At 60.5% G+C, this 19,229-nt stretch carries 20 protein-coding genes; 10 read left to right on the plus strand and 10 right to left on the minus strand.

Going from position 1 to position 19,229, the window contains the following annotated elements; genetic code table 11:
• Positions 1 to 75 precede the first annotated feature (75 nt).
• Positions 76 to 975 (plus strand): transcriptional activator NhaR, encoded by a 900-nt coding sequence (gene nhaR, locus CKW30_RS23950; protein WP_016775345.1) that lies wholly within the window; start codon positions 76 to 78, stop codon positions 973 to 975.
• Here the strand turns inward: nhaR and CKW30_RS23955 are convergent.
• The gene (locus CKW30_RS23955; RefSeq protein WP_095182113.1) at positions 970 to 2,127 is read right to left on the minus strand and encodes an MFS transporter; all 1,158 of its coding nucleotides are present in this window, start codon (positions 2,125 to 2,127) and stop codon (positions 970 to 972) included. The two genes, nhaR and CKW30_RS23955, sit on opposite strands and share 6 nt — an antisense overlap.
• 307 nt (positions 2,128 to 2,434) lie before the next feature.
• Between CKW30_RS23955 and sstT the strand changes: the two genes are divergently transcribed.
• Positions 2,435 to 3,667 (plus strand): serine/threonine transporter SstT, encoded by a 1,233-nt coding sequence (sstT, locus tag CKW30_RS23960; protein ID WP_095182114.1) that lies wholly within the window; start codon positions 2,435 to 2,437, stop codon positions 3,665 to 3,667.
• Between the two features lie 158 nt (positions 3,668 to 3,825).
• Here the strand turns inward: sstT and CKW30_RS23965 are convergent, their stop codons facing one another.
• Complete coding sequence (locus CKW30_RS23965; RefSeq protein ID WP_041477165.1) at positions 3,826 to 4,335, minus strand: DUF1993 family protein; 510 nt, start codon at positions 4,333 to 4,335, stop codon at positions 3,826 to 3,828.
• A 125-nt stretch (positions 4,336 to 4,460) separates the two neighbouring features.
• Here CKW30_RS23965 and CKW30_RS23970 point away from each other — a divergent pair, with 125 nt between their 5' ends.
• Positions 4,461 to 5,105 carry a YceH family protein gene (locus tag CKW30_RS23970; RefSeq protein WP_041477166.1) on the plus strand — a complete coding sequence of 215 codons (645 nt, stop codon included), beginning with the start codon at positions 4,461 to 4,463 and terminating at the stop codon, positions 5,103 to 5,105.
• A gap of 132 nt (positions 5,106 to 5,237) precedes the next feature.
• On the opposite strand, the gene CKW30_RS23975 is transcribed toward CKW30_RS23970, so the two are convergent.
• Positions 5,238 to 5,756, minus strand: a complete 519-nt coding sequence (locus tag CKW30_RS23975; protein WP_095182115.1) for a cupin domain-containing protein — start codon at positions 5,754 to 5,756, stop codon at positions 5,238 to 5,240.
• Positions 5,757 to 5,943: 187 nt separating this feature from the next.
• The gene (locus tag CKW30_RS23980; RefSeq protein WP_056788742.1) at positions 5,944 to 6,762 is read right to left on the minus strand and encodes a shikimate 5-dehydrogenase; all 819 of its coding nucleotides are present in this window, start codon (positions 6,760 to 6,762) and stop codon (positions 5,944 to 5,946) included.
• Between the two features lie 243 nt (positions 6,763 to 7,005).
• On the opposite strand from CKW30_RS23980, the gene CKW30_RS23985 reads away from it, so the two are divergent.
• From CKW30_RS23985 to CKW30_RS23995, 3 genes are all read left to right on the plus strand, one after another.
• Positions 7,006 to 7,386: a hypothetical protein gene (locus CKW30_RS23985; protein WP_024013471.1), complete on the plus strand. Its 381-nt coding sequence runs from the start codon at positions 7,006 to 7,008 to the stop codon at positions 7,384 to 7,386.
• Positions 7,387 to 7,616: 230 nt separating this feature from the next.
• A complete protein-coding gene (locus CKW30_RS23990) occupies positions 7,617 to 7,811 on the plus strand; it encodes a hypothetical protein (protein ID WP_016770691.1) in 195 nt (64 codons plus the stop codon).
• 103 nt (positions 7,812 to 7,914) lie between these two features.
• Positions 7,915 to 8,097 carry a hypothetical protein gene (locus tag CKW30_RS23995; RefSeq protein WP_041477171.1) on the plus strand — a complete coding sequence of 61 codons (183 nt, stop codon included), beginning with the start codon at positions 7,915 to 7,917 and terminating at the stop codon, positions 8,095 to 8,097.
• Here the strand turns inward: CKW30_RS23995 and CKW30_RS24000 are convergent.
• Entirely contained in the window at positions 8,094 to 9,155 is a 1,062-nt protein-coding gene (locus CKW30_RS24000) for an AI-2E family transporter (RefSeq protein WP_041477173.1), read from the minus strand. The genes CKW30_RS23995 and CKW30_RS24000 overlap by 4 nt on opposite strands.
• Before the next feature lie 156 nt (positions 9,156 to 9,311).
• Here CKW30_RS24000 and yegQ point away from each other — a divergent pair, with 156 nt between their 5' ends.
• A complete protein-coding gene (gene yegQ, locus CKW30_RS24005; RefSeq protein WP_095182116.1) occupies positions 9,312 to 10,640 on the plus strand; it encodes a tRNA 5-hydroxyuridine modification protein YegQ in 1,329 nt (442 codons plus the stop codon).
• Between the two features lie 159 nt (positions 10,641 to 10,799).
• Here the strand turns inward: yegQ and CKW30_RS24010 are convergent, their stop codons facing one another.
• Positions 10,800 to 11,030: a hypothetical protein gene (locus CKW30_RS24010; protein WP_095182117.1), complete on the minus strand. Its 231-nt coding sequence runs from the start codon at positions 11,028 to 11,030 to the stop codon at positions 10,800 to 10,802.
• Between the two features lie 91 nt (positions 11,031 to 11,121).
• On the minus strand, positions 11,122 to 11,835 hold the full coding sequence (locus tag CKW30_RS24015; protein ID WP_016775357.1) for a FadR/GntR family transcriptional regulator: 714 nt from the start codon (positions 11,833 to 11,835) through the stop codon (positions 11,122 to 11,124).
• A 354-nt stretch (positions 11,836 to 12,189) separates the two neighbouring features.
• Here CKW30_RS24015 and CKW30_RS24020 point away from each other — a divergent pair, with 354 nt between their 5' ends.
• Both CKW30_RS24020 and gudD read left to right on the plus strand, forming a co-directional pair.
• Positions 12,190 to 13,536 (plus strand): MFS transporter, encoded by a 1,347-nt coding sequence (locus CKW30_RS24020; RefSeq protein WP_024013478.1) that lies wholly within the window; start codon positions 12,190 to 12,192, stop codon positions 13,534 to 13,536.
• Between the two features lie 25 nt (positions 13,537 to 13,561).
• Positions 13,562 to 14,905: a glucarate dehydratase gene (gudD, locus tag CKW30_RS24025; protein WP_095182118.1), complete on the plus strand. Its 1,344-nt coding sequence runs from the start codon at positions 13,562 to 13,564 to the stop codon at positions 14,903 to 14,905.
• A 129-nt stretch (positions 14,906 to 15,034) separates the two neighbouring features.
• Here the strand turns inward: gudD and CKW30_RS24030 are convergent, their stop codons facing one another.
• A complete protein-coding gene (locus CKW30_RS24030) occupies positions 15,035 to 15,907 on the minus strand; it encodes a LysR family transcriptional regulator (protein ID WP_095182119.1) in 873 nt (290 codons plus the stop codon).
• Between the two features lie 160 nt (positions 15,908 to 16,067).
• Here CKW30_RS24030 and ampC point away from each other — a divergent pair, with 160 nt between their 5' ends.
• A complete protein-coding gene (gene ampC / locus CKW30_RS24035; protein ID WP_095182120.1) occupies positions 16,068 to 17,234 on the plus strand; it encodes a class C beta-lactamase in 1,167 nt (388 codons plus the stop codon).
• Between the two features lie 282 nt (positions 17,235 to 17,516).
• Here ampC and CKW30_RS24040 read toward each other — a convergent pair whose 3' ends face one another.
• Both CKW30_RS24040 and CKW30_RS24045 read right to left on the minus strand, forming a co-directional pair.
• A complete protein-coding gene (locus tag CKW30_RS24040) occupies positions 17,517 to 18,077 on the minus strand; it encodes a DUF4174 domain-containing protein (protein ID WP_095182121.1) in 561 nt (186 codons plus the stop codon).
• 186 nt (positions 18,078 to 18,263) lie between these two features.
• Positions 18,264 to 19,049 carry a sulfite exporter TauE/SafE family protein gene (locus CKW30_RS24045; protein WP_041477188.1) on the minus strand — a complete coding sequence of 262 codons (786 nt, stop codon included), beginning with the start codon at positions 19,047 to 19,049 and terminating at the stop codon, positions 18,264 to 18,266.
• Positions 19,050 to 19,229: the final 180 nt, after the last annotated feature.

Consider the following 19,229-nt stretch of genomic DNA (forward strand, 5'->3'; position numbering starts at 1 on the left):
CTAGGGAGATGAACACTTCAGGAAAATTCGTATTTTTAGCGGCTATACTTCGGTTTTCACGAAGTGGCCATCACTATGCTCAATTACCGACAACTGCATTACTTCTGGGTTGTAGCCAAAACCGGCAGCATCGTCCGGGCGTGCGAGCAGCTGAACCTGACGCCACAGACGATCAGCGGACAGATTTCACTGCTCGAACAAACCTATGGCGTGGAATTGTTTCGCCGGGTTGGCCGCCAGTTGGAGCTCACGGAAGCCGGGCGCCAGGCCCTGCCCTACGCCGAGCAGATGTTTCAACTGGGCGGCGAGCTGGAGCTGATGCTGCGAGCGCAGCCCAACGAGCAGCAGATCCTCTTTCGCGTCGGCGTGGCCGACGTGGTGCCCAAATCCATTGTTTATCGCCTGATCGCGCCGACCATGGAATTGAGCGAGCCGCTGCGCATCACCTGTCGCGAAGACAAACTCGAACGTCTGCTCGCTGATCTGGCCATCCAGCGTCTGGATCTGGTGATTTCCGACAGCCCGATGCCTTCGCATCTGGACATCAAAGGCTACAGCCAGAAGCTCGGTGAGTGCGGGATCAGCTTCTTCGCCACCGCCGAACTTGCCGCGCAGTATGGCCAGGATTTCCCGCGCAGCCTGCACGGCGCACCGTTGCTGATTCCCGGCGCGGAAACCGTGGTGCGCAGCCGTTTGCAGCGCTGGTTCGCCGAACAGCAGATCCAGCCGCAGATTGTCGGCGAATTCGATGACAGTGCTTTGATGCAGGCCTTCGGCCAATCCGGCAGCGGGATCTTTATTGGCCCGAGCGTGATTGCCGAGGAAGTGAAGCGCCAGTACGGCGTCGAGTTGATCGGCCAGACCGACGCCGTGAGCGAGTCGTTCTATGCCATCTCGGTGGAGCGCAAGGTCAAGCACCCTGGCATCGTAGCGATTACCGAGGGCGCCCGACGCGAGCTGTTTACCGGGTTATGAAGCGCAGACTTCACGCGGCTTCAGCGTCATCAGCACCATGGCGAGGAACACCGACAGCAAAATGAAGCCGGCAGCGGCAAAGCCGAGAAAGCCCAGCCCGGCACTGTCGATCACCCGGCCGCCGACCATCGCGCCCAAGCCGATGCCGAGATTGGCCCCGGCGATGTTCAGCGACGCGGCGAAGGCCGGCGCTTCCGGCGCGGCTTTCATCAGGCGCACATGGCTGACCAGGAACAGCGCCGCTTGGGTCACGCCCCAAATGCCCATCGCCACCGCCAGGCCGACTGGCGAATGAATGTTCGGCACCAGCGAAACCATACCGGCGATCATGAACGCACAGAACAACACCGACGCCCCCAGCGGATGCCGATCCACCGCTCGCCCACCGAGCGAGTTACCAACCAGCCCGACTGCGCCGAAGGCCATCAGGCACCAGCCGACCACGGTGCCGTTGAAACCGGCGAGACGTTCGAGGATGTCGGCAAGGTAGGTGTAAGCGGTGAACATGCCGCTGAACACCAGAATCGACAACAAGATATGGCCGATCATCAGCGGACTGCGCAGGATCTTGAACTGCGAACGGAAGCTGACCTGATGCTGGTGCAGACTGGTTTTCGGCAGATAGACAAACAGCAGCAAGGCTTTGGCAAACGCGATCAACGCGAGAATGCCGAATGCACTGCGCCAGCCGAACGCATCGGAAATCAACGTACCGACCGGAATGCCGAACACCGTGGCGCAGACAATACCGAAGCCGATCTTGGCGATGGCGCGGCCGGCGAAATCCGGGCCGACGATGTCCACCGCCGTCTCACTGGCCAAGGCCCAGAACACCGGCAAACCCAACGCCGGAATCAGACGCGCGATGGCCATCACCCAGATATTCGGCGCCAACGCTGCAACGGTATTGGCCAGACCGAACATGATCAGAATGCTGATGAACAGTTTGCGCCGTTCGAATCGGGCGAAATACGCGGTCAGAAACGGGCCGAACAGCGCCACGGTAAAGGCGAACAAGGTCACCAGCAGCCCGGCTTGCGGGATGCTGACTTCGAGGTCTCGGGCGATCGCCGGCAACAGGCCGACAATGACGAATTCCGTGGTCAGCACCGTGAACCCGGCGGCGGACAACAGAAGAATAGGCAACAGCATGCGCAACTCCAGCAAAACGACGACACCAGCGATGACCCGGAGGCCCGCTGGCAGAACTTGAAAATGAGGATGGCGAAGCTTAACAGACTGCGTCCGCACTGAGTTGCCCAAAACTGCCGATCTGCCGGGCCGATCCGGTGGCAGATCGTCACAGGCCTGAAGGTTCACGCCTAGGCTGTGATAAAGTCCGCGCCCTGAAAATCGTACAGCCGTTCAACGTGCCGTTTGGCGGCGTTGATGTCACTTCGACAGGCGTTTCGTGACTGCCCACGACGCTTCGCACCCTATAAAAAACAGAGATGCCGCTATGACCGCTTCATCCCCTTCGTTACTGCAACGCCTGAAACGCCTGAGTCTGGTCAGCCAGATCGTCATTGGTCTGATCGCCGGTATTGCCCTGGCCCTGATTGCACCGGAGCTGGCGAAGTCCACCGCGTTCATCGGCAAGGTGTTTGTCTCGGCGTTGAAAGCCGTGGCGCCGATTCTGGTGTTCGTGCTGGTGATGGCCTCGATCGCCAACCACAAGCACGGCCAGGAAACCCACATCCGGCCGATCCTGTTCCTCTACCTGCTGGGCACTTTCGCCGCAGCGGTGGTGGCCGTGGTTGCCAGCATGAGCTTTCCGTCGAATCTGGTGCTTTCGACGGAAAACGTTGCGGTCACTGCGCCCGGCGGCATCAGTGAGGTGCTGCAAAGCCTGTTGCTGAGCGTCGTCGACAACCCGGTCAGCGCGCTGATGAATGCCAACTTCATCGGCATTCTGGCCTGGGCGATCGGTATGGGCATTGCCATCCGGCATGCCGGCGACACCACCCGCGAGGTGCTGGGTGACTTGTCCAACGGCGTCACCGTGATCGTCCGTGTGGTCATTCGCTTCGCGCCGCTGGGCATCTTCGGCCTGGTCGCGTCGACACTGGCCACCTCCGGTTTCGGCGCGCTGCTCGGCTACGCGCACCTGCTGGCGGTGCTGCTGGGCTGCATGCTGTTCGTCGCGCTGGTGATGAACCCGCTGATCGTGTTCTGGAAGCTGCGCCGCAATCCGTACCCGCTGACCCTGATGTGCCTGCGTGAAAGCGGCATTACCGCGTTCTTCACCCGCAGCTCGGCGGCGAACATTCCGGTCAATCTGGAATTGAGCAAGCGCCTGGGCCTGCACGAAGACACCTACTCGGTATCGATCCCGCTCGGCGCGACCATCAACATGGCCGGTGCGGCGATCACCATTACCGTGCTGACCCTGGCGGCGGTGCACACTTTAGGCATCGCAGTGGACATTCCGACCGCAATCCTGCTCAGCGTCGTCGCAGCCATTTGCGCCTGTGGTGCCTCGGGCGTGGCCGGTGGTTCGCTGCTGCTGATTCCGCTGGCGTGCAGCCTGTTCGGCATCCCGAGCGAGATTGCCATGCAGGTCGTGGCGGTGGGCTTCATTATTGGCGTGCTGCAGGATTCGGCGGAGACCGCGCTGAACTCGTCGACTGACGTGCTGTTTACAGCGGCGGCTTGCCTGGGCGAGGAAGAGAAGGCTCAGCGTACGGCGTAACCGCCTTACCTTGTGGGAGCGAGCCTGCTCGCGAAAGGGGCGAGACATTCAGCATTAATATCGCCTGATACGCTGCATTCGCGAGCAGGCTCGCTCCCACAGAAAAACAAAAGCCCGCCAAGGCGCGAACCTTGGCGGGCTTTTTCGTATCCGGGTGTTTAGAACGCGCCCATGTAATCGCGCTTGCCCACTTCAACGCCGTTATGACGCAGCAGCGCGTAGGTGGTGGTAACGTGGAAGAAGAACTGCGGCAGGCCGTAAGTCAGCAGATACGCCTGACCACTGAAGCGCTTCTCTTTCGGCGTGCCCGGACGGGTCACGATTTCGATGCCTTCCTTGCCGTCGATCTGCTCTGGCTTGATCTCGCCAATGAAGGCCAGAACCTTGGTGATCAGCGCTTGCAGTTCGGCAAAGGTAGTTTCAGTGTCGTCGTACTTCGGCAGTTCGACTTCGGCCAGACGCGCCGACACGCCTTTGGCGAAATCCACGGCGATCTGCACCTGACGCACCAGCGGGAACATGTCCGGGTACAGACGCGCTTGCAGGAAGACGCTCTGGTCGATGTTTTTCGCGCTGGCGTGGGCTTCGGCCTTTTTCAGCACATCGCTCAGGGCGTTGAGCATTTGTTGAAAAACCGGGACGGATGCGGCGTACAGTGAAATGGTCATGGCAGTCTCATGTGATGGCTGGGTAATACGTGGTGGCGATTATAGCCATGCTTGATGAGCACACGGCTTGCCTTTTGTTTGGCAAGGATTAGGCTAGGCGGCTTCGACTGCAGAGGGAACGCGCGATGAGCAACGAACAAGAATCCACCTCCGAACAGCCACGGTTAAATGCCACGGAAATCCGCATTCTCGGTGCGCTGATCGAAAAACAGGCCACCAGCCCGGAAACCTATCCGCTGACCCTCAACGCGCTGGTGCTGGCCTGCAATCAGAAAACCAGTCGCGAGCCGGTGATGAACCTCAATCAGGGTCAGGTCGGGCAGAGCCTGCGGGCGCTGGAAGGTCGAGGTTTCACCCGGCTGGTGATGGGCAGCCGCGCCGACCGCTGGGAGCACAAGGTCGACAAGGCGCTGGAACTGGTGCCGGCACAGGTGATTCTGACTGGCTTGATGTTTCTGCGCGGCCCGCAGACCGTCAACGAACTGCTGACCCGCAGCGGACGCATGCACGAGTTCGAGGACGCCGAGCAGGTGGTTCATCAGCTTGAACGGCTGATCGCACGCGGTCTGGCGGTATTGATTCCGCGTCAGGCCGGGCAGCGTGAGGATCGCTACACCCACGCCTTGGGCGATCCGGCGGATATCGAGGCGATATTGGCGGCGCGGCAAAATCCTGGGGAGCGCTCGAGCGCTGGTGTTTCCCTGGAGCGTATCGAAGAACTGGAAGCGCGGATCGCCGCACTGGAAGAACGCCTGGCCCGCCTCGAATAATCGCAACAGAACCTCTGTGGGAGCGAGCCTGCTCGCGAAAGCGTAGTGTCAGTCACCACGATCTTGGATGACCCGCCGCCTTCGCGAGCAGGCTCGCTCCCACAGGGTGTGCGCGATATTCAGCAGCCCGCATCACTCCCCATCCCAATAATCCACCCCATCCACCTGCCGCGCGACAGCGACAAAGCCCGAGGCCTTGCCCTCGGCATCCACCGTGAAATTATCCATCACCGCATACTTGTTCGAATCCGGATACTCGCAGATCTCCGGCTGCTGCTGAGTGCTGATCGCCAGATAACGCAGCTCATCCGCGCTGGTATTGATGATCTGATGCGCCTTCTCGGGTCCGCCCGGTGGGCAGGCGATCACATCACCGGCGCGGATCGGAAAACGCTCGCCTCCCAAGCGCACCTCGCCCTCCCCGGCCACCACGTAGAACATCTCCTCATTGACCCGATGGCTGTGGAATGGACTGCCGCGCATGCCTGCTGGCAGCGCATAGAGGCGATAACCGAGTTTCTGCGCACCGAGTTGCTGGCCGATCCGCGCGAAACGCTGCTGATAACGCCCGGCGGTTTCGCCTTCAGGGGCCAGGGCTTCGGGAAGGGCTTCGAGTTCGACCTCGTTGAGATTGAGGATGGGCGGATGCATGGGCGGCCTCGGTTAGGGTTTTTGTGGTGGGCACATCTGTGCGTGCTGGCGAGGATTATAGATAGTGATCCAGAACCGCAGCGCGGCCTTCGCGAGCAGGCTCGCTCCCACATTCAATCGCATTCCAGCTCAACCTGTGGGAGCGAGCCTGCTCGCGAAGAGGCCAGCCCAGCCACTAAAAGATCAATCAGCTACGCGCAAAATCCACCGCCGCCGCAAACTGAGCCTCATTCGGCCGCACCCCGGTGTACAGGACAAACTGCTCCAGCGCCTGAATCGCAATCACCTCAAGCCCGGTAATCACTCGCTTGCCCTCGGCCCGCGCCCGCACAATCAGCGGCGTCTCCGAAGGGATCGCCACCACGTCGAATACAGTCTCAGCCGCTTTGATCACTTCAGGATCGAACGCCAGTTGCCCCGCCTCCGGCCCGCCGTCCATGCCTACCGGGGTGACATTGATCAGCATCTGAGGGCGCTCGTCACCCAGCTCGGCCTGCCAGCGATAACCCAGCGAATCCGCCAGGGCGCGGCCGGCCCGCTCGTTACGGGCGACAATCAAACCGTTCTTGTAGCCACCATCGCGCAGGGCGCTGGCCACCGCTTTGGCCATGCCGCCGCTGCCACGCAGAGCGAAGGTGGAATCCTTCGGCACCGCGTGGCTCTCCAGCAATTGCGCGACGGCGATGTAATCGGTGTTGTAGGCCTTGAGGTGGCCACCAGTGTTGACGATGGTGTTGATCGACTGGATCGCCGCCGCCGACGCATCCAGCTCATCGACCAGCGCAATGCAGGCTTCCTTGAACGGCATCGACACGCCGCAGCCACGAATGCCCAGCGCCCGGATGCCACCGACCGCGCCGGTCAGGTCCTGGCTGCTGAACGCCTTGTAGTAGAAGTTCAGGCCCAGCTGTTCATACAAATGGTTGTGAAAACGCAGACCGAAATTCCCCGGCCGCCCCGACAGGGACATGCACAATTGGGTGTCTTTGTTCGGGTTCATCTGCATGAATCTTCTCCTTCAAACGCACTTTCGGATGGACGGGATTGGCCAGCCCACCGGGTTCTGAATCATCATTTGGGCTTGTTTGTGGCGCCGCGTAGCCGGGTAAAGAAGCCGGTACAGACCTTACACAAAATTTACCCAGCGGCTGTGCTGAATTTCGCAAATTTGCTGTCTTAGCTGTATCCCCGCGACAACTGTGGGCCTGACTCAGGCCGCGGCGCCGGGTCGAAGAACCGAGGACTTATCATGATTCGTAAACTTCCCATCATGGCTTTGTTGATTGGCGCACTTGCCGTCACCGGCCAGGCTGAAGCGGGTGGTGGCCATGGCTGGCAGGGCCCTGCAGTGTTTGGCGCGATCGTCGGCTCGGCCATCATCGGCTCGGCACTGATCAACCAGGATCGGCCGGTGTACGTGCAGCAGCAGCCGGTTTATGTACAGCCGCAACCGGTCTACGTGCAGCAACCGCCACCGCCGGTCTATTACCAGCCGGCGCCGGTGTATGTGCAGCAACCGGTCTACGTGCAGCCGGCCCCCGTCTATTACGGCCCGCCTCGTGGTTATTACGGTCGCCCCCACGGCTACTACGGCGGCCCGCATGGCTACTACGGCGGTCCACGCTGGTAAGCGCAACACAGAGCCCCGTTTTCAAGCGGGGCTTTTTTATGACCGCTGGTCGGCCAACGTCTGAAAAAATCTCGCCAGGGTCGCTGTGAGAACAGTTTGAGCAGCTAAAGTCGGCATGATGGAATCGACCGTAGAGATTTTTTTCATCAAACGGTCACCGCTTTGTCATGACGGAACCGCAATCTGAATCCGTCCGTAAACAACAGATCGATAACAACAAGGACGACTGTATGCCCACACAAAACCCGCACCGCATCGTCGGTCTGTGCACCTCGAGCAAGGTGTACAGCGCGCTCACCGAGCTCAAGCACCTGGAAGGCCATCGCTGCGCCAAGCTGCTGTCCCTGCTCGCCGAAAACCTCGTGCACAAGGGCCTGCTCAATGAGCGCGAAGTCATGCACATGCTCGATCAAGTGGTCGAATGACGCCAGACCTCACTGGCATCAATGACCACTATCGAAAGCGTTGATTGTCCGTCGTGCCGGCAAATCCCTAAGGTAGCCCCATCAGTTTGATGGAGGTTTTCCCATGGCACAGGTTCAAATCATGTCGGTCATCGGCAGCGCAGTTCCCGCTTCGCTGCGTGCATCCGGTTTGCTCGCTTGCTGGTATCTGGTGCGCGATGGCGAGCCGATCAGCGGCCCGCTCACCTCGTTACCAGCGGCGCAGGCTTTGTCGCAACAGGTCGCCAGCAGCACATTTCATGCTTAGGGCAGTTGCACCTTGGGCTTGGTCTCGACGAACAGCGCCCAGCTCGACAGGAACAATGCGGCAATCAGCGGCCCGATCACAAAGCCGTTGAGGCCGAATACCGCGAGGCCGCCGAGGGTCGAGACCAGAATCAGGTAATCGGGCATTTTCGTATCCTTGCCTACCAGAATCGGGCGCAGCACGTTGTCGACCAGGCCGATCACGAATACGCCGAACAAGCCCAGCACCACGCCCTGCCAGATCATGCCGCTGAGCAGGAAGTACACCGCCACCGGCGCCCAGACAATCCCCGCGCCCACCGCTGGCAACAGCGACAGAAACGCCATCAGTACCGCCCAGAGCAATGCGCTGGGAATGTCGAGAAACCAGAAAATCAGCCCGCCCAGCGCGCCTTGGGTCACGGCCACCACCACGTTGCCCTTGACCGTGGCGCGCACCACGCGGTTGAACTTCAGTTGCAGGCGGCGCTTGTGGTTTTCTTCCAGCGGCACGGCGGTTCGCATCTTGCGCGCCAGCTCGGGGCCGTCACGCAGAAAGAAAAACAACAGATAGAGCATGATGAAAAAGCTCACCACGAATTCGAACGTGCCCTGACCGAAACTGAACGCCTGAGTCGCCAGCGCCTGGCTGCCCTGCATCGCCGCTTTGACGATCTTCTCGCGCAGGCTGTCGAGTTCGCCCATGCCAAAGCGGTCGAGCAAGTGCTGAAAGTAAGGCGGCAGGCTGTGCTTGAACTGCGCCAGATACGCAGCGATGTCCAGCTCGCCACTTTCGATGTTCTTGTAGACAGTCGCCCCTTCCTGCACCAGCAGGATGCTGACGATGATCACCGGCAGAATCGCGACCACCAGGCACAGGCTCAAGGTGCACAGCGACGTCACGTTGCGTTGCCAGCCGAACTTCTGCTGCAACCTGCGCTGTACCGGCGCAAACAGAATGCCGAGGATGACAGCCCAGAATACCGCGCCGTAGAACGGCAACAGAATCCAGATAAAGGCCACCGTGACCAGCACCAGCAGCACTGTCAGGGATTTGAATTGCAGACTCTTTTCGTTCATATCCGGTCCATGTCAGTCAGGCGTCACGCACGCCCGCCCCACTTAGTCAGCCGCCGAGCGCGCGAGTGCCATGTTTATTCATGGAGCATAGATCCAGATCAATGAACCCTCGCAACAGCTGCCCTACCCTGCGCGGCTTTTGCGACCGACATCCAAATGCAGACTCTCATCGCCCCCGAGCTTCTCGCCCCCGCCGGCACCCTGAAAAACATGCGCTACGCCTTCGCCTACGGCGCCGATGCGGTCTACGCTGGCCAGCCGCGCTACAGCCTGCGGGTGCGCAACAACGAGTTCGATCATGCCAACCTGGCGCTGGGCATCCGTGAGGCGCAGGCGCAGGGCAAGCGCTTCTACGTGGTGGTCAACATCGCCCCGCACAACGCCAAGCTGAAGACGTTTCTCAAGGATCTGGCGCCAGTGATCGAGATGGCACCGGATGCGCTGATCATGTCCGACCCGGGCCTGATCATGCTGGTGCGCCAGCACTTTGCGCAGATGCCGATTCACCTGTCGGTGCAGGCCAACACGGTGAATTGGGCGAGCGTCGAGTTCTGGCAGCAACAGGGACTGAGCCGGATCATTCTGTCGCGCGAACTGTCCCTCGAAGAAATCGGTGAAATCCGCGAACAGGTGCCGGACATGGAGCTGGAGGTGTTCGTGCATGGCGCGCTGTGCATGGCCTATTCCGGGCGCTGCCTGCTTTCCGGTTACATGAACAAGCGCGATGCCAATCAGGGCACCTGCACCAACGCCTGCCGCTGGAAGTACACGGCGCAAGAAGCGACGGAAAACCAGCTCGGCGAGATCGTCCAGACCTTTGAACCCGAGCCGACGCTGGGTCTCGGCGCACCGACCGATCAAGTCTTCCTGCTCCAGGAAGCCAATCGCCCCGACGAATTGATGCCGGCGTTCGAAGACGAACACGGCACCTACATCATGAACGCCAAGGACCTGCGCGCGGTGCAGCATGTCGAACGGCTGACGCGCATGGGCGTGCACTCCTTGAAAATCGAAGGCCGGACCAAATCGCACTTTTACTGCGCGCGCACCACCCAGGTATATCGCCGGGCGATCGATGATGCCGTGGCCGGGCGCGAGTTCGATCGCAGCCTGATGCTGGATCTGGAATCGCTGGCCCAGCGCGGCTACACCGAAGGTTTTCTGCGCCGGCATGTGCACGACGAATATCAGAATTATCAGCACGGCAGTTCGGTGTCGGAGCGGCAGCAGTTCGTTGGCGAGCTGACCGGCGAGCGCCGGGATCGCCTGGCCGAAGTGAAAGTGAAGAATCGTTTTGCCGTGGGCGATCATCTGGAACTGATGACGCCCAAGGGCAATTTCCATTTTGATCTGCATGAATTGCAGAGTGTCAGCGGCCAAGCGATCGAAGTGGCGCCGGGGGACGGGCATACGGTGTACGTGCCGATTCCGGACGCGGTGGATTTGCGCTTTGGGTTGTTGATGCGGGATTTGCGTGTTGGTTGACTGGCGATCTTGTCTGGCACTCGCAGCATGGCCGTAATTTGCTGCGAAGCCGATGCCGTCTTCGCGAGCAGGCTCGCTCCCACAGGGAGTTTGTGTCATCCACTGTGGGAGCGAGCCTGCTCGCGAAGAGGCCGGCCCACTCAATGAATAATCCAGACCTCAGCGCAAATCATCCGACAACGGCGTCGGCTCGTCTGCCGACGGTACATTGTCGTCATCCGGCGGATCCTTCCAGTCATCCGGCCGGTCGGCATCGCTCAATGGGTCGCGGCCAGGGTCCATGCCCGGCGGGGCGTCGTGATCGCTCAGGGTCGGCTCGTCAGTGCCGGATACGGGGCGGGTCTGCTCGGTGGGCGCCATGCCACCGGGAACAAGCGAGTCATCAGCCATGCTGCACCTCACAATACTGGCCCGGATTATCCGGGGCGTATTGTTTGGAAGCGCGACCGTTGACGGCGTGCGATAGATCAGACCAGCGGCATCAGCCTTGGGCGATAAAGCGATCACGACTGTTGGTCAGGTGCAGCCACATCGCGGCACGGGCGGCATCGGCGTCCTGACGTTTGATCGCGTTCAGAATCGCCTCGTGTTCCAGATTGGCCAAGTGGCCGAGCTTGCTCAGATCCGCCGCGCCACGCTCGGCAGCATTCAGGCGATTGCGCGGGATCATCGCACTGCCCAGGTGCTGCATGATTTCGCTAAAACAAGCATTACCGGTGGCCTCGGCGATCAGCAGATGGAAACGCCGATCGGCCTCCACGCAGCTGTCGTTGTTGGCCAGCAGCCGTTGATAGTCATCCAGCGCCTGACGCATCTGCTGGACCTGCTGCTCACTGCGCCGCTGCGCCGCCAGCGCCGCCGCTTGCGTCTCCAGGCCCATGCGCAATTCGAGAATGCTGCGCACGCCGAGCGCCGTATCGACGTTCAGGCGCAGGCCCTGCTCCGCTGCACGCTCGATCACGAAAGTGCCGATGCCATGGCGCGTCTCCACCAGCCCCGAGGCCTGCAACTTGGAAATCGCCTCGCGCACCACCGTGCGGCTGACGCCGTGCTCCTGAACGATGGAGTTCTCCGAAGGCAGCTTGTCACCGGGCGACAGTTGTCCGAGCAGGATGCTCTGGGTGAGCTTTTCCACCAGGTCATGAGCGAGGTTGTGCGTGCGTTTGCGCGCGGGCGCGTCGAGGTCTTCTTGCATGATCGGTTCCGGTGATCGGGGCTTGCCGATCGTAGCACTGCGGGATGACGGTTGAGATGGATTTTAGCGGTCGATAGGCCATCTACTTGTATGACAACACTCAATTACGTCGAATATTTTCAATAGCCAGCCATCACGCATCACCATTCATATCTCAAAAAAGCGCTCCGCTCGACTGGCGCAACAATCAATAAATACAAGCTTAAATCCTGTTTTCGCATAAAAAACCGAACAATCAGAAGAATTTGATCGCCCTCCCCACTTGTAGGACAAAAAATTACAGTTGTATGATGTCTAGCAACAACGCAGCACCCAGCCCTACCCGCATAAAAATAATCAGTGGGAGAAACATCAGTGAAAACCTCCATCTCCGGGATGCAGGACAGCGTCGACCCGACGCTCGCCTCAGCCATCTCCAAAGTCAAACGCCACGTCCTGCCGCTCTTCGTGATCATGTTCATCGTCAATTACATTGACCGGGTGAACATCGGCTTCGTCCGCACGCATATGGAAACCGATCTGGGCATTGGTGCTGCCGCCTATGGCTTCGGCGCCGGGCTGTTCTTCATCGGTTACGCGCTGTTCGAAGTGCCGTCCAACATGCTTTTGCAGAAAGTCGGCGCACGCATCTGGCTGACCCGCATCATGTTCACCTGGGGCATAGTCGCGGCCTGCATGGCCTTCATCCAGAACGAAACCCACTTCTATATTCTGCGTTTCCTGCTCGGTGTCGCCGAGGCCGGGTTCTTTCCCGGGGTGATTTATTACTTCACCCGTTGGCTGCCCGGCGTCGAGCGCGGCAAGGCGATCGCGATCTTCCTCAGCGGCTCTGCCGTGGCCTCGCTGATCTCCGGCCCGCTGTCCGGTCTGCTCCTGCAGATCAATGGGCTGGGCATGCACGGCTGGCAATGGATGTACTTCATCGAGGGGATGTTCTCGGTGTGCCTGTGCGTGTTTGTCTGGTTCTGGCTGGACGCCAAACCCCACGACGCGAAATGGCTGAGCCGCGCCGAACAGGATGCGTTGGTCAGCGCCATCGACGACGAGCAAAAGGCCCGCGAAGCCGCGACGCCGATCCGGCCGTCGCTGGGCAAACTGCTCAAGGACCGGCAGATCATTCTGTTCTGCCTGATCTACTTCTTCATTCAGTTGACCATTTATGCGGCGACTTTCTGGCTGCCGAGCATCATCAAGAAGATGGGCGAACTCAGCGACGTGCAGGTCGGCCTGTTCAACTCGATTCCATGGTTGCTGTCGATCGTCGGCATGTACGCCTTCGCCTCGCTGTCGGCGAAGTGGAAACATCAACAAGCTTGGGTCGCCACCGCCCTGTTGATCGCCGCAGCGGGGATGTTCATGTCCACCACTGGCGGGCCGATCTTCGCCTTCGTCGCGATCTGCTTTGCGGCGCTGGGCTTCAAATCCGCCTCGTCACTGTTCTGGCCGATTCCCCAGGCTTATCTGGATGCACGCATCGCGGCGGCAGTGATCGCGCTGATCAACTCGGTCGGCAACCTCGGCGGCTTCGTCGCACCGACCACTTTTGGCCTGCTTGAGCAACACACCGGCTCGATTCAGGGCGGCCTCTATGGTCTGGCCGCGACCTCGATCATCGCCGCAATCATCGTCTTCGCCGCGCGCACCACGCCGAAACCCGCTGCTGAAAAGGCTGTGGCCGACGCCGCGCCGAAACACGCCTGACTTCGTCTCGACAAGGAAAACAATAATGACTACTCACGACACCGCCAAAGCTCCGATCATCACCGACATGCAAGTGATTCCGGTGGCCGGTCACGACGGCATGCTGCTCAACCTGAGCGGCGCCCACGGGCCGTTTTTCACCCGCAACATCGTCATCCTCAAGGACAACGCCGGTCACACCGGCGTCGGCGAAGTGCCCGGTGGCGAGCGCATTCGCCAGACCCTGGAAGACGCGCGCAATCTGGTGGTCGGCAGCCCCATCGGCACCTACCAGAAGATCCTCAACCAGGTGCGCCAGACCTTCGCCGACCGCGATGCCGGCGGCCGTGGTCTGCAGACGTTCGACCTGCGCATCACCATTCACGCGGTCACCGGCCTGGAAGCCGCCCTCCTCGACCTGCTCGGCCAGCATCTGGACGTGCCGGTGGCGGCGCTGCTCGGTGAAGGTCAGCAACGCGACGAAGTGAAGATGCTCGGTTATCTGTTCTACGTCGGCGATCAACACGAAACCGATCTGGCCTATCGCAGCGAACCAGACGCCGACAACGACTGGTTCCGCGTGCGCCACGAGAAGGCCTTGACCGCCGAAGCGGTGGTGCGTCTGGCCGAGGCGGCGCACGCCAAGTACGGCTTCAAGGATTTCAAACTCAAGGGCGGCGTGCTCAGCGGCGATGCCGAAATCGAAGCGGTCACAGCACTGGCCGAGCGCTTCCCCGACGCGCGGATCACCCTCGATCCGAACGGTGCATGGTCATTGAAAGAGGCGATTCGTCTATGCCGCGATCAGCACCACGTACTCGCCTACGCCGAAGATCCGTGCGGCGCGGAAAACGGTTATTCCGGTCGCGAAGTCATGGCCGAATTCCGTCGCGCCACCGGGCTGAAAACCGCGACCAACATGATCGCCACCGATTGGCGTGAAATGGGCCACGCGATTCAGTTGCAGTCAGTGGACATCCCGCTGGCCGACCCGCACTTCTGGACCATGCAGGGTTCGGTGCGGGTCGCGCAGATGTGCCACGAATGGGGCCTGACCTGGGGCTCGCATTCCAACAACCACTTCGATATTTCCCTGGCCATGTTCACCCACGTCGCCGCCGCCGCACCCGGCGAGATCACGGCCATCGACACCCACTGGATCTGGCAGGACGGTCAGCGCCTGACCAAGGCACCGCTGCAAATTGTCGACGGCTGCGTGCAGGTGCCGCAGAAACCGGGACTGGGCGTGGAACTGGACATGGATCAAGTGGCCAAGGCCCACGAACTGTACAAAGGCATGGGCCTCGGCGCGCGGGATGACAGCGTGGCGATGCAGTTCCTGATTCCGGGGTGGAAATTCGATAACAAGCGGCCGTGTCTGGTGCGGTGATCCAGCAGGCGCCGCTGATTTCAATTGTGGGAGCGAGCCTGCTCGCGAAGGCGTCAGGTCAGTCGATAGTGCTGTCGCTGATGCACCGCTTTCGCGAGCAGGCTCGCTCCCACAAGGGGGGGGGTTGTGTCAGGCAGAAACTTGCAGTAACCACGCCTTGAACGCGTTCATCGCCGCCGTTTCCGCTCGCGACTGCAACCGCGTCAGCCAGTAGCTGCCGGTGGTTATCTCGATTGCAAACGGCTGGCAAATCGCATCAGCCGCCAGTTGCCGGGCGAACATCAGTGGCGGCGCCAACGCCACGCCGCCGCCCTGCAACGCCGTTTCCATCATCGCCAGTGAAGAGTCGAAGACGATGCTTTGCGGTGGCGCAGCCTGGGTCGCCAGGCCCGCCGCCTGAAACCACTGCGGCCATTCATCAGTGCGATAGGAACGCAGCAAGGTCTGCTGCAACAGGTCCGCCGGCGCGTGCAGTTGCCGAGCAATCTCCGGCACGCATAACACCGACAACGGTGCATCGAGCAAGCGTGTCGCCTCGATGCCATGCCAGGCGCCAGCGCCGAAACGAATCGCGTAATCCAGCCCTTCCGCCGCCACATCGACCCGGTTGTTATTCGTCGAGAGGCGTAAATCGATCAGCGGATATTTCCCGCGAAAATCCGCCAGTCTCGGCAACAGCCAACCCACCGCAAACGTGCCCACCGCGCCGACCGTCAACATGTCGCGATACTGCCCACCAGCCAGACGCTCGAGCATCTGCGCAATGTGGTCGAATGAGGTGCTGAGCACCGGCAGCAAGGTTTCGCCTTCACTGGTCAGCATCAGCCCACGGGGCAGGCGTTTGAACAGGGTCAGGTTGAGCTGCGCTTCCAGGCTTTTGACCTGATGGCTGACCGCTGCCTGCGTTACGCACAGTTCGACGGCGGCGCGGGTGAAGCTCAGATGACGTGCCGAGGCTTCAAACGCGCGCAGAGCGTTGAGCGGCAGTTGCGGTCGAATCATGGGTTGTCCCAAATTTTTCTAAGGGTTCGTGCGAGTTTTCATCGTTTGTCGAAGGTCGGCAAAGTGCCTAAATTAACCGCGCTGATCAGCCGCCCGATGAAAAAATCACCCGCAGTGTAGCGGGATACAACAAACGACACTCATGGAGAGTGATTCACTCATGTGTTCCTTCAAACCGAGCAAGGTCTTTTCCCACAGCGCTTTCGCACTGTTCTTCGGCAGCGTTGCCTGTCATGCCGCAACGCCGACGGATGCGCAATTGCAGGCACTGGTCAGCCAAGCCGTCACCCCGGTGATGCAGCAAAACAACATCCCGGGGCTGACCGTAGCGATCACGCTGAATGGCCAGGCGCATTACTTTAATTACGGAGTCGCTGCCAAAGACACCGGGCAAAAAGTCAGTGAAAACACCCTCTTCGAAGTCGGCTCGGTGAGTAAAACCTTCACCGCCACCCTCGCCGGTTACGCCCAGGCCACAGGCAAACTTGACCTGTCGAGCAAGGCCAGCCAGCTCTGGCCGGAGCTCAAGGGCAGCGCCTTCGACAACATCAGCGTGCTGCAACTGGGCACCTACAGTGCTGGCGGTCTGCCGTTGCAATTTCCTGCCGAGGCGGATTCTTCCGACAAGATGCTCGGCTATTACCAGCAGTGGAAACCGCAATTTCCCGCCGGCAGCCATCGCCTGTATTCCAACCCGAGCCTGGGCCTGTTCGGCTACCTGACGGCGAAAAGCCTCGGCCAACCGTTCGAGCAGGCAATGACGCAAACCCTGCTGCCGAAACTCGGTTTGCAGCACACCTTCCTCAGCGTGCCGCCAGCGCAGTCGAAGCTTTACGCCCAAGGCTACGACAGCGCCGACCAACCCGTGCGCGTCAGCCCCGGCGCCCTTGACGCCGAGGCCTACGGCATCAAAACCAGCGCCGCCGACCTGCTGCGTTACGTCCAGGCACAACTGAAACCGGCCAGCCTTGCGCCTGATCTGCACCAAGCCATCGCCAACACCCACGTCGGTTATTACCGCGTCGGCGACATGACCCAAGGCCTGGGCTGGGAGCGCTACGCCTACCCGATCAGCCTGGAAAAACAGCAAAACGGCAACTCGACCCCCATGGCCATGGAACCTCACAAAGTCGAGTGGCTGACCCCACCGCAAGCTGAGCCGGCCAATGTGCTGTTCAACAAAAGCGGTTCTACGCGGGGCTTTGGTGAGTATGTAGCGTTCGTGCCGTCGCGGGACATGGGCATCGTGATTCTGGCCAACAAGAATTACCCGAACGTCGAACGGGTGAAGATTGCGCACACGGTTTTCGCGGCGTTGGCGGATTAAGAGCAAAAGATCGCAGCCCGAGCCTTCTGCGGCTCCTACAGGATCGGGTTTTCACTCGGTTAACGTTGGAGGTGTCGCAGGCTGCAACAACTTTCGATCAGCAGATGACTTGTGGGAGCGAGCCTGCTCGCGAATGCGCTCGATCAGTCACCTTTCAGCGCCTGAAAAACCGCTATCGCGAGCAGGCTCGCTGCCACATTTGAACTGTGCACTTCACAAAAAAATGTGGGAGCTGGTTTGCCAGCTCCCACAGGGATTTTGCTTCACTCACGCAACGCGCAATCAATCATCCGGCATCTGCGGCGGTTTGCTCGGTTTGGCCGGTTTGCTGCCCTTCGCGCCTTTGGCCGGTTCCGGCTCGGTGGCGGCGGGTGTTTGCGCTGCGGCCGCAGCGGCGGCTTCTTTTTCGGCCATGGGCATGGCGTCGATGGTTTCGAAGATCTTCGCCAGGCTCAATGCCTTGGCTTCATCACCCGAGGCGGAGAGCTTGGTTTCGCCGTCCTTGCCCACCAGGAACACTTTTGGATAGGCGCCGGCGCCGAGCTTCAGCGAGCGCAGCAGGGCCATGGTGTCCTGCTGGCCCATGTCCTTGCCGTCGAGCTGGCCGGACATGCTGAGGATGGTGTAGACCTTGATGTTGCGGTCGGTGACGCCCTTTTTGTTGGCCGGGTCTTCGAGTGACTTTTTCAGGCTCAGCCACACCGGATCAACGGTGCTTTGCGCAATCACGATCAGCGGACGGGCGCGGCCCACGTCCCCGGCCAGGGGTGAATCGCTGTCGGCGGCTAACAGGGGGCCGGCGATTGCCAGCAAGAGGGTCAGGGTCAGGGACCTGATGAGCATGCGCATCTCCTTTTGATATCCACGCACTACTGATTGCGCATCGTGGCGATTGTTCCGGCGGCGTCTGGCAAAAAGGCATTGCCCTGTCAGAAGCTTAGGTCAGGGAGAACTTTGCGCAACATGACGTAAGCGATCATCGGCACCTCCCTACGGCCGCTGCACAGGAAGTGTTTTCTCCAGGCTGAGTCAGAACGCCAACTTGTAACCAATCAACACCAGCATCGTCGCCAGGCACGGGCGCAGGACTTCGTCGGAGATACGTCCGGTCAGGTGGCTGCCGAGCCAGATGCCGGGCAGCGAGCCCATCAGCAGGAAGCCCAGCACGCCCCAATCCATGTTGCCCATGCTTGCGTGGCCGAGGCCGGCGACGAGGGTCAGGGGTACGGCGTGGGCGATTTCGGTGCCGACCAGGCGCCGGGTTGGCAGCAGTGGGTAAAGGATGAACAAGGCGACGGTGCCCAGTGCGCCGGCACCGATCGAGGTCAGGGCGACCATGGTGCCGAGGATCAGACCGGTGATCACCGTCATCACGTTAAGCCGCGAACCGCTCGGGTTGTAGTTGCCGCCGGCGCGTTTGTGGGCGAATTCGAGCAAGCGTTTCTTGAAGAAGATTGCCAGGGCGGTGGCGAAGAGGACGAAGCCGAGCGCCTGTTTGATGATGGCGTTCATCGCGTCCGGCGCGGTGTGCAGGGTGCTGAGGAACCACAGGGTCATGGCCACGGCCGGCACGCTGCCGAGGGTCAGCCAGCCGGTGATCGCCCAGTCGATGTTCTTGTTTTTTTTGTGAACGAGGACGCCGCTGGATTTGGTGATCGCGGCGTACAGCAGGTCGGTACCTACCGCCGTCGCCGGGTTGATGCCGAACCACAGCAGAATCGGCGTCATCAACGAACCGCCGCCGACACCGGTCATGCCTACGATAAACCCCACCACCAGCCCGGCAATCACAAGGCCGAAATTTGCCAATTCCATTCAAACGTCCAGAAAACGACAGGAAAATCTGGCCCGCAGCATAGCGATTTTTCTTATAACCACATATATCGATGCGGTCTATGGTTATGCCATATCGAATTTACCGCAGATGCCTGTGGGAGCGAGCCTGCTCGCGAAGGGGGTGTCAGCCGACCGATGAGTTGAATGATGCAACGCTTT

The sequence above is a fragment of the Pseudomonas sp. Irchel 3F6 genome (assembly GCF_900187595.1).
GTDB lineage: Bacteria > Pseudomonadota > Gammaproteobacteria > Pseudomonadales > Pseudomonadaceae > Aquipseudomonas > Aquipseudomonas siliginis.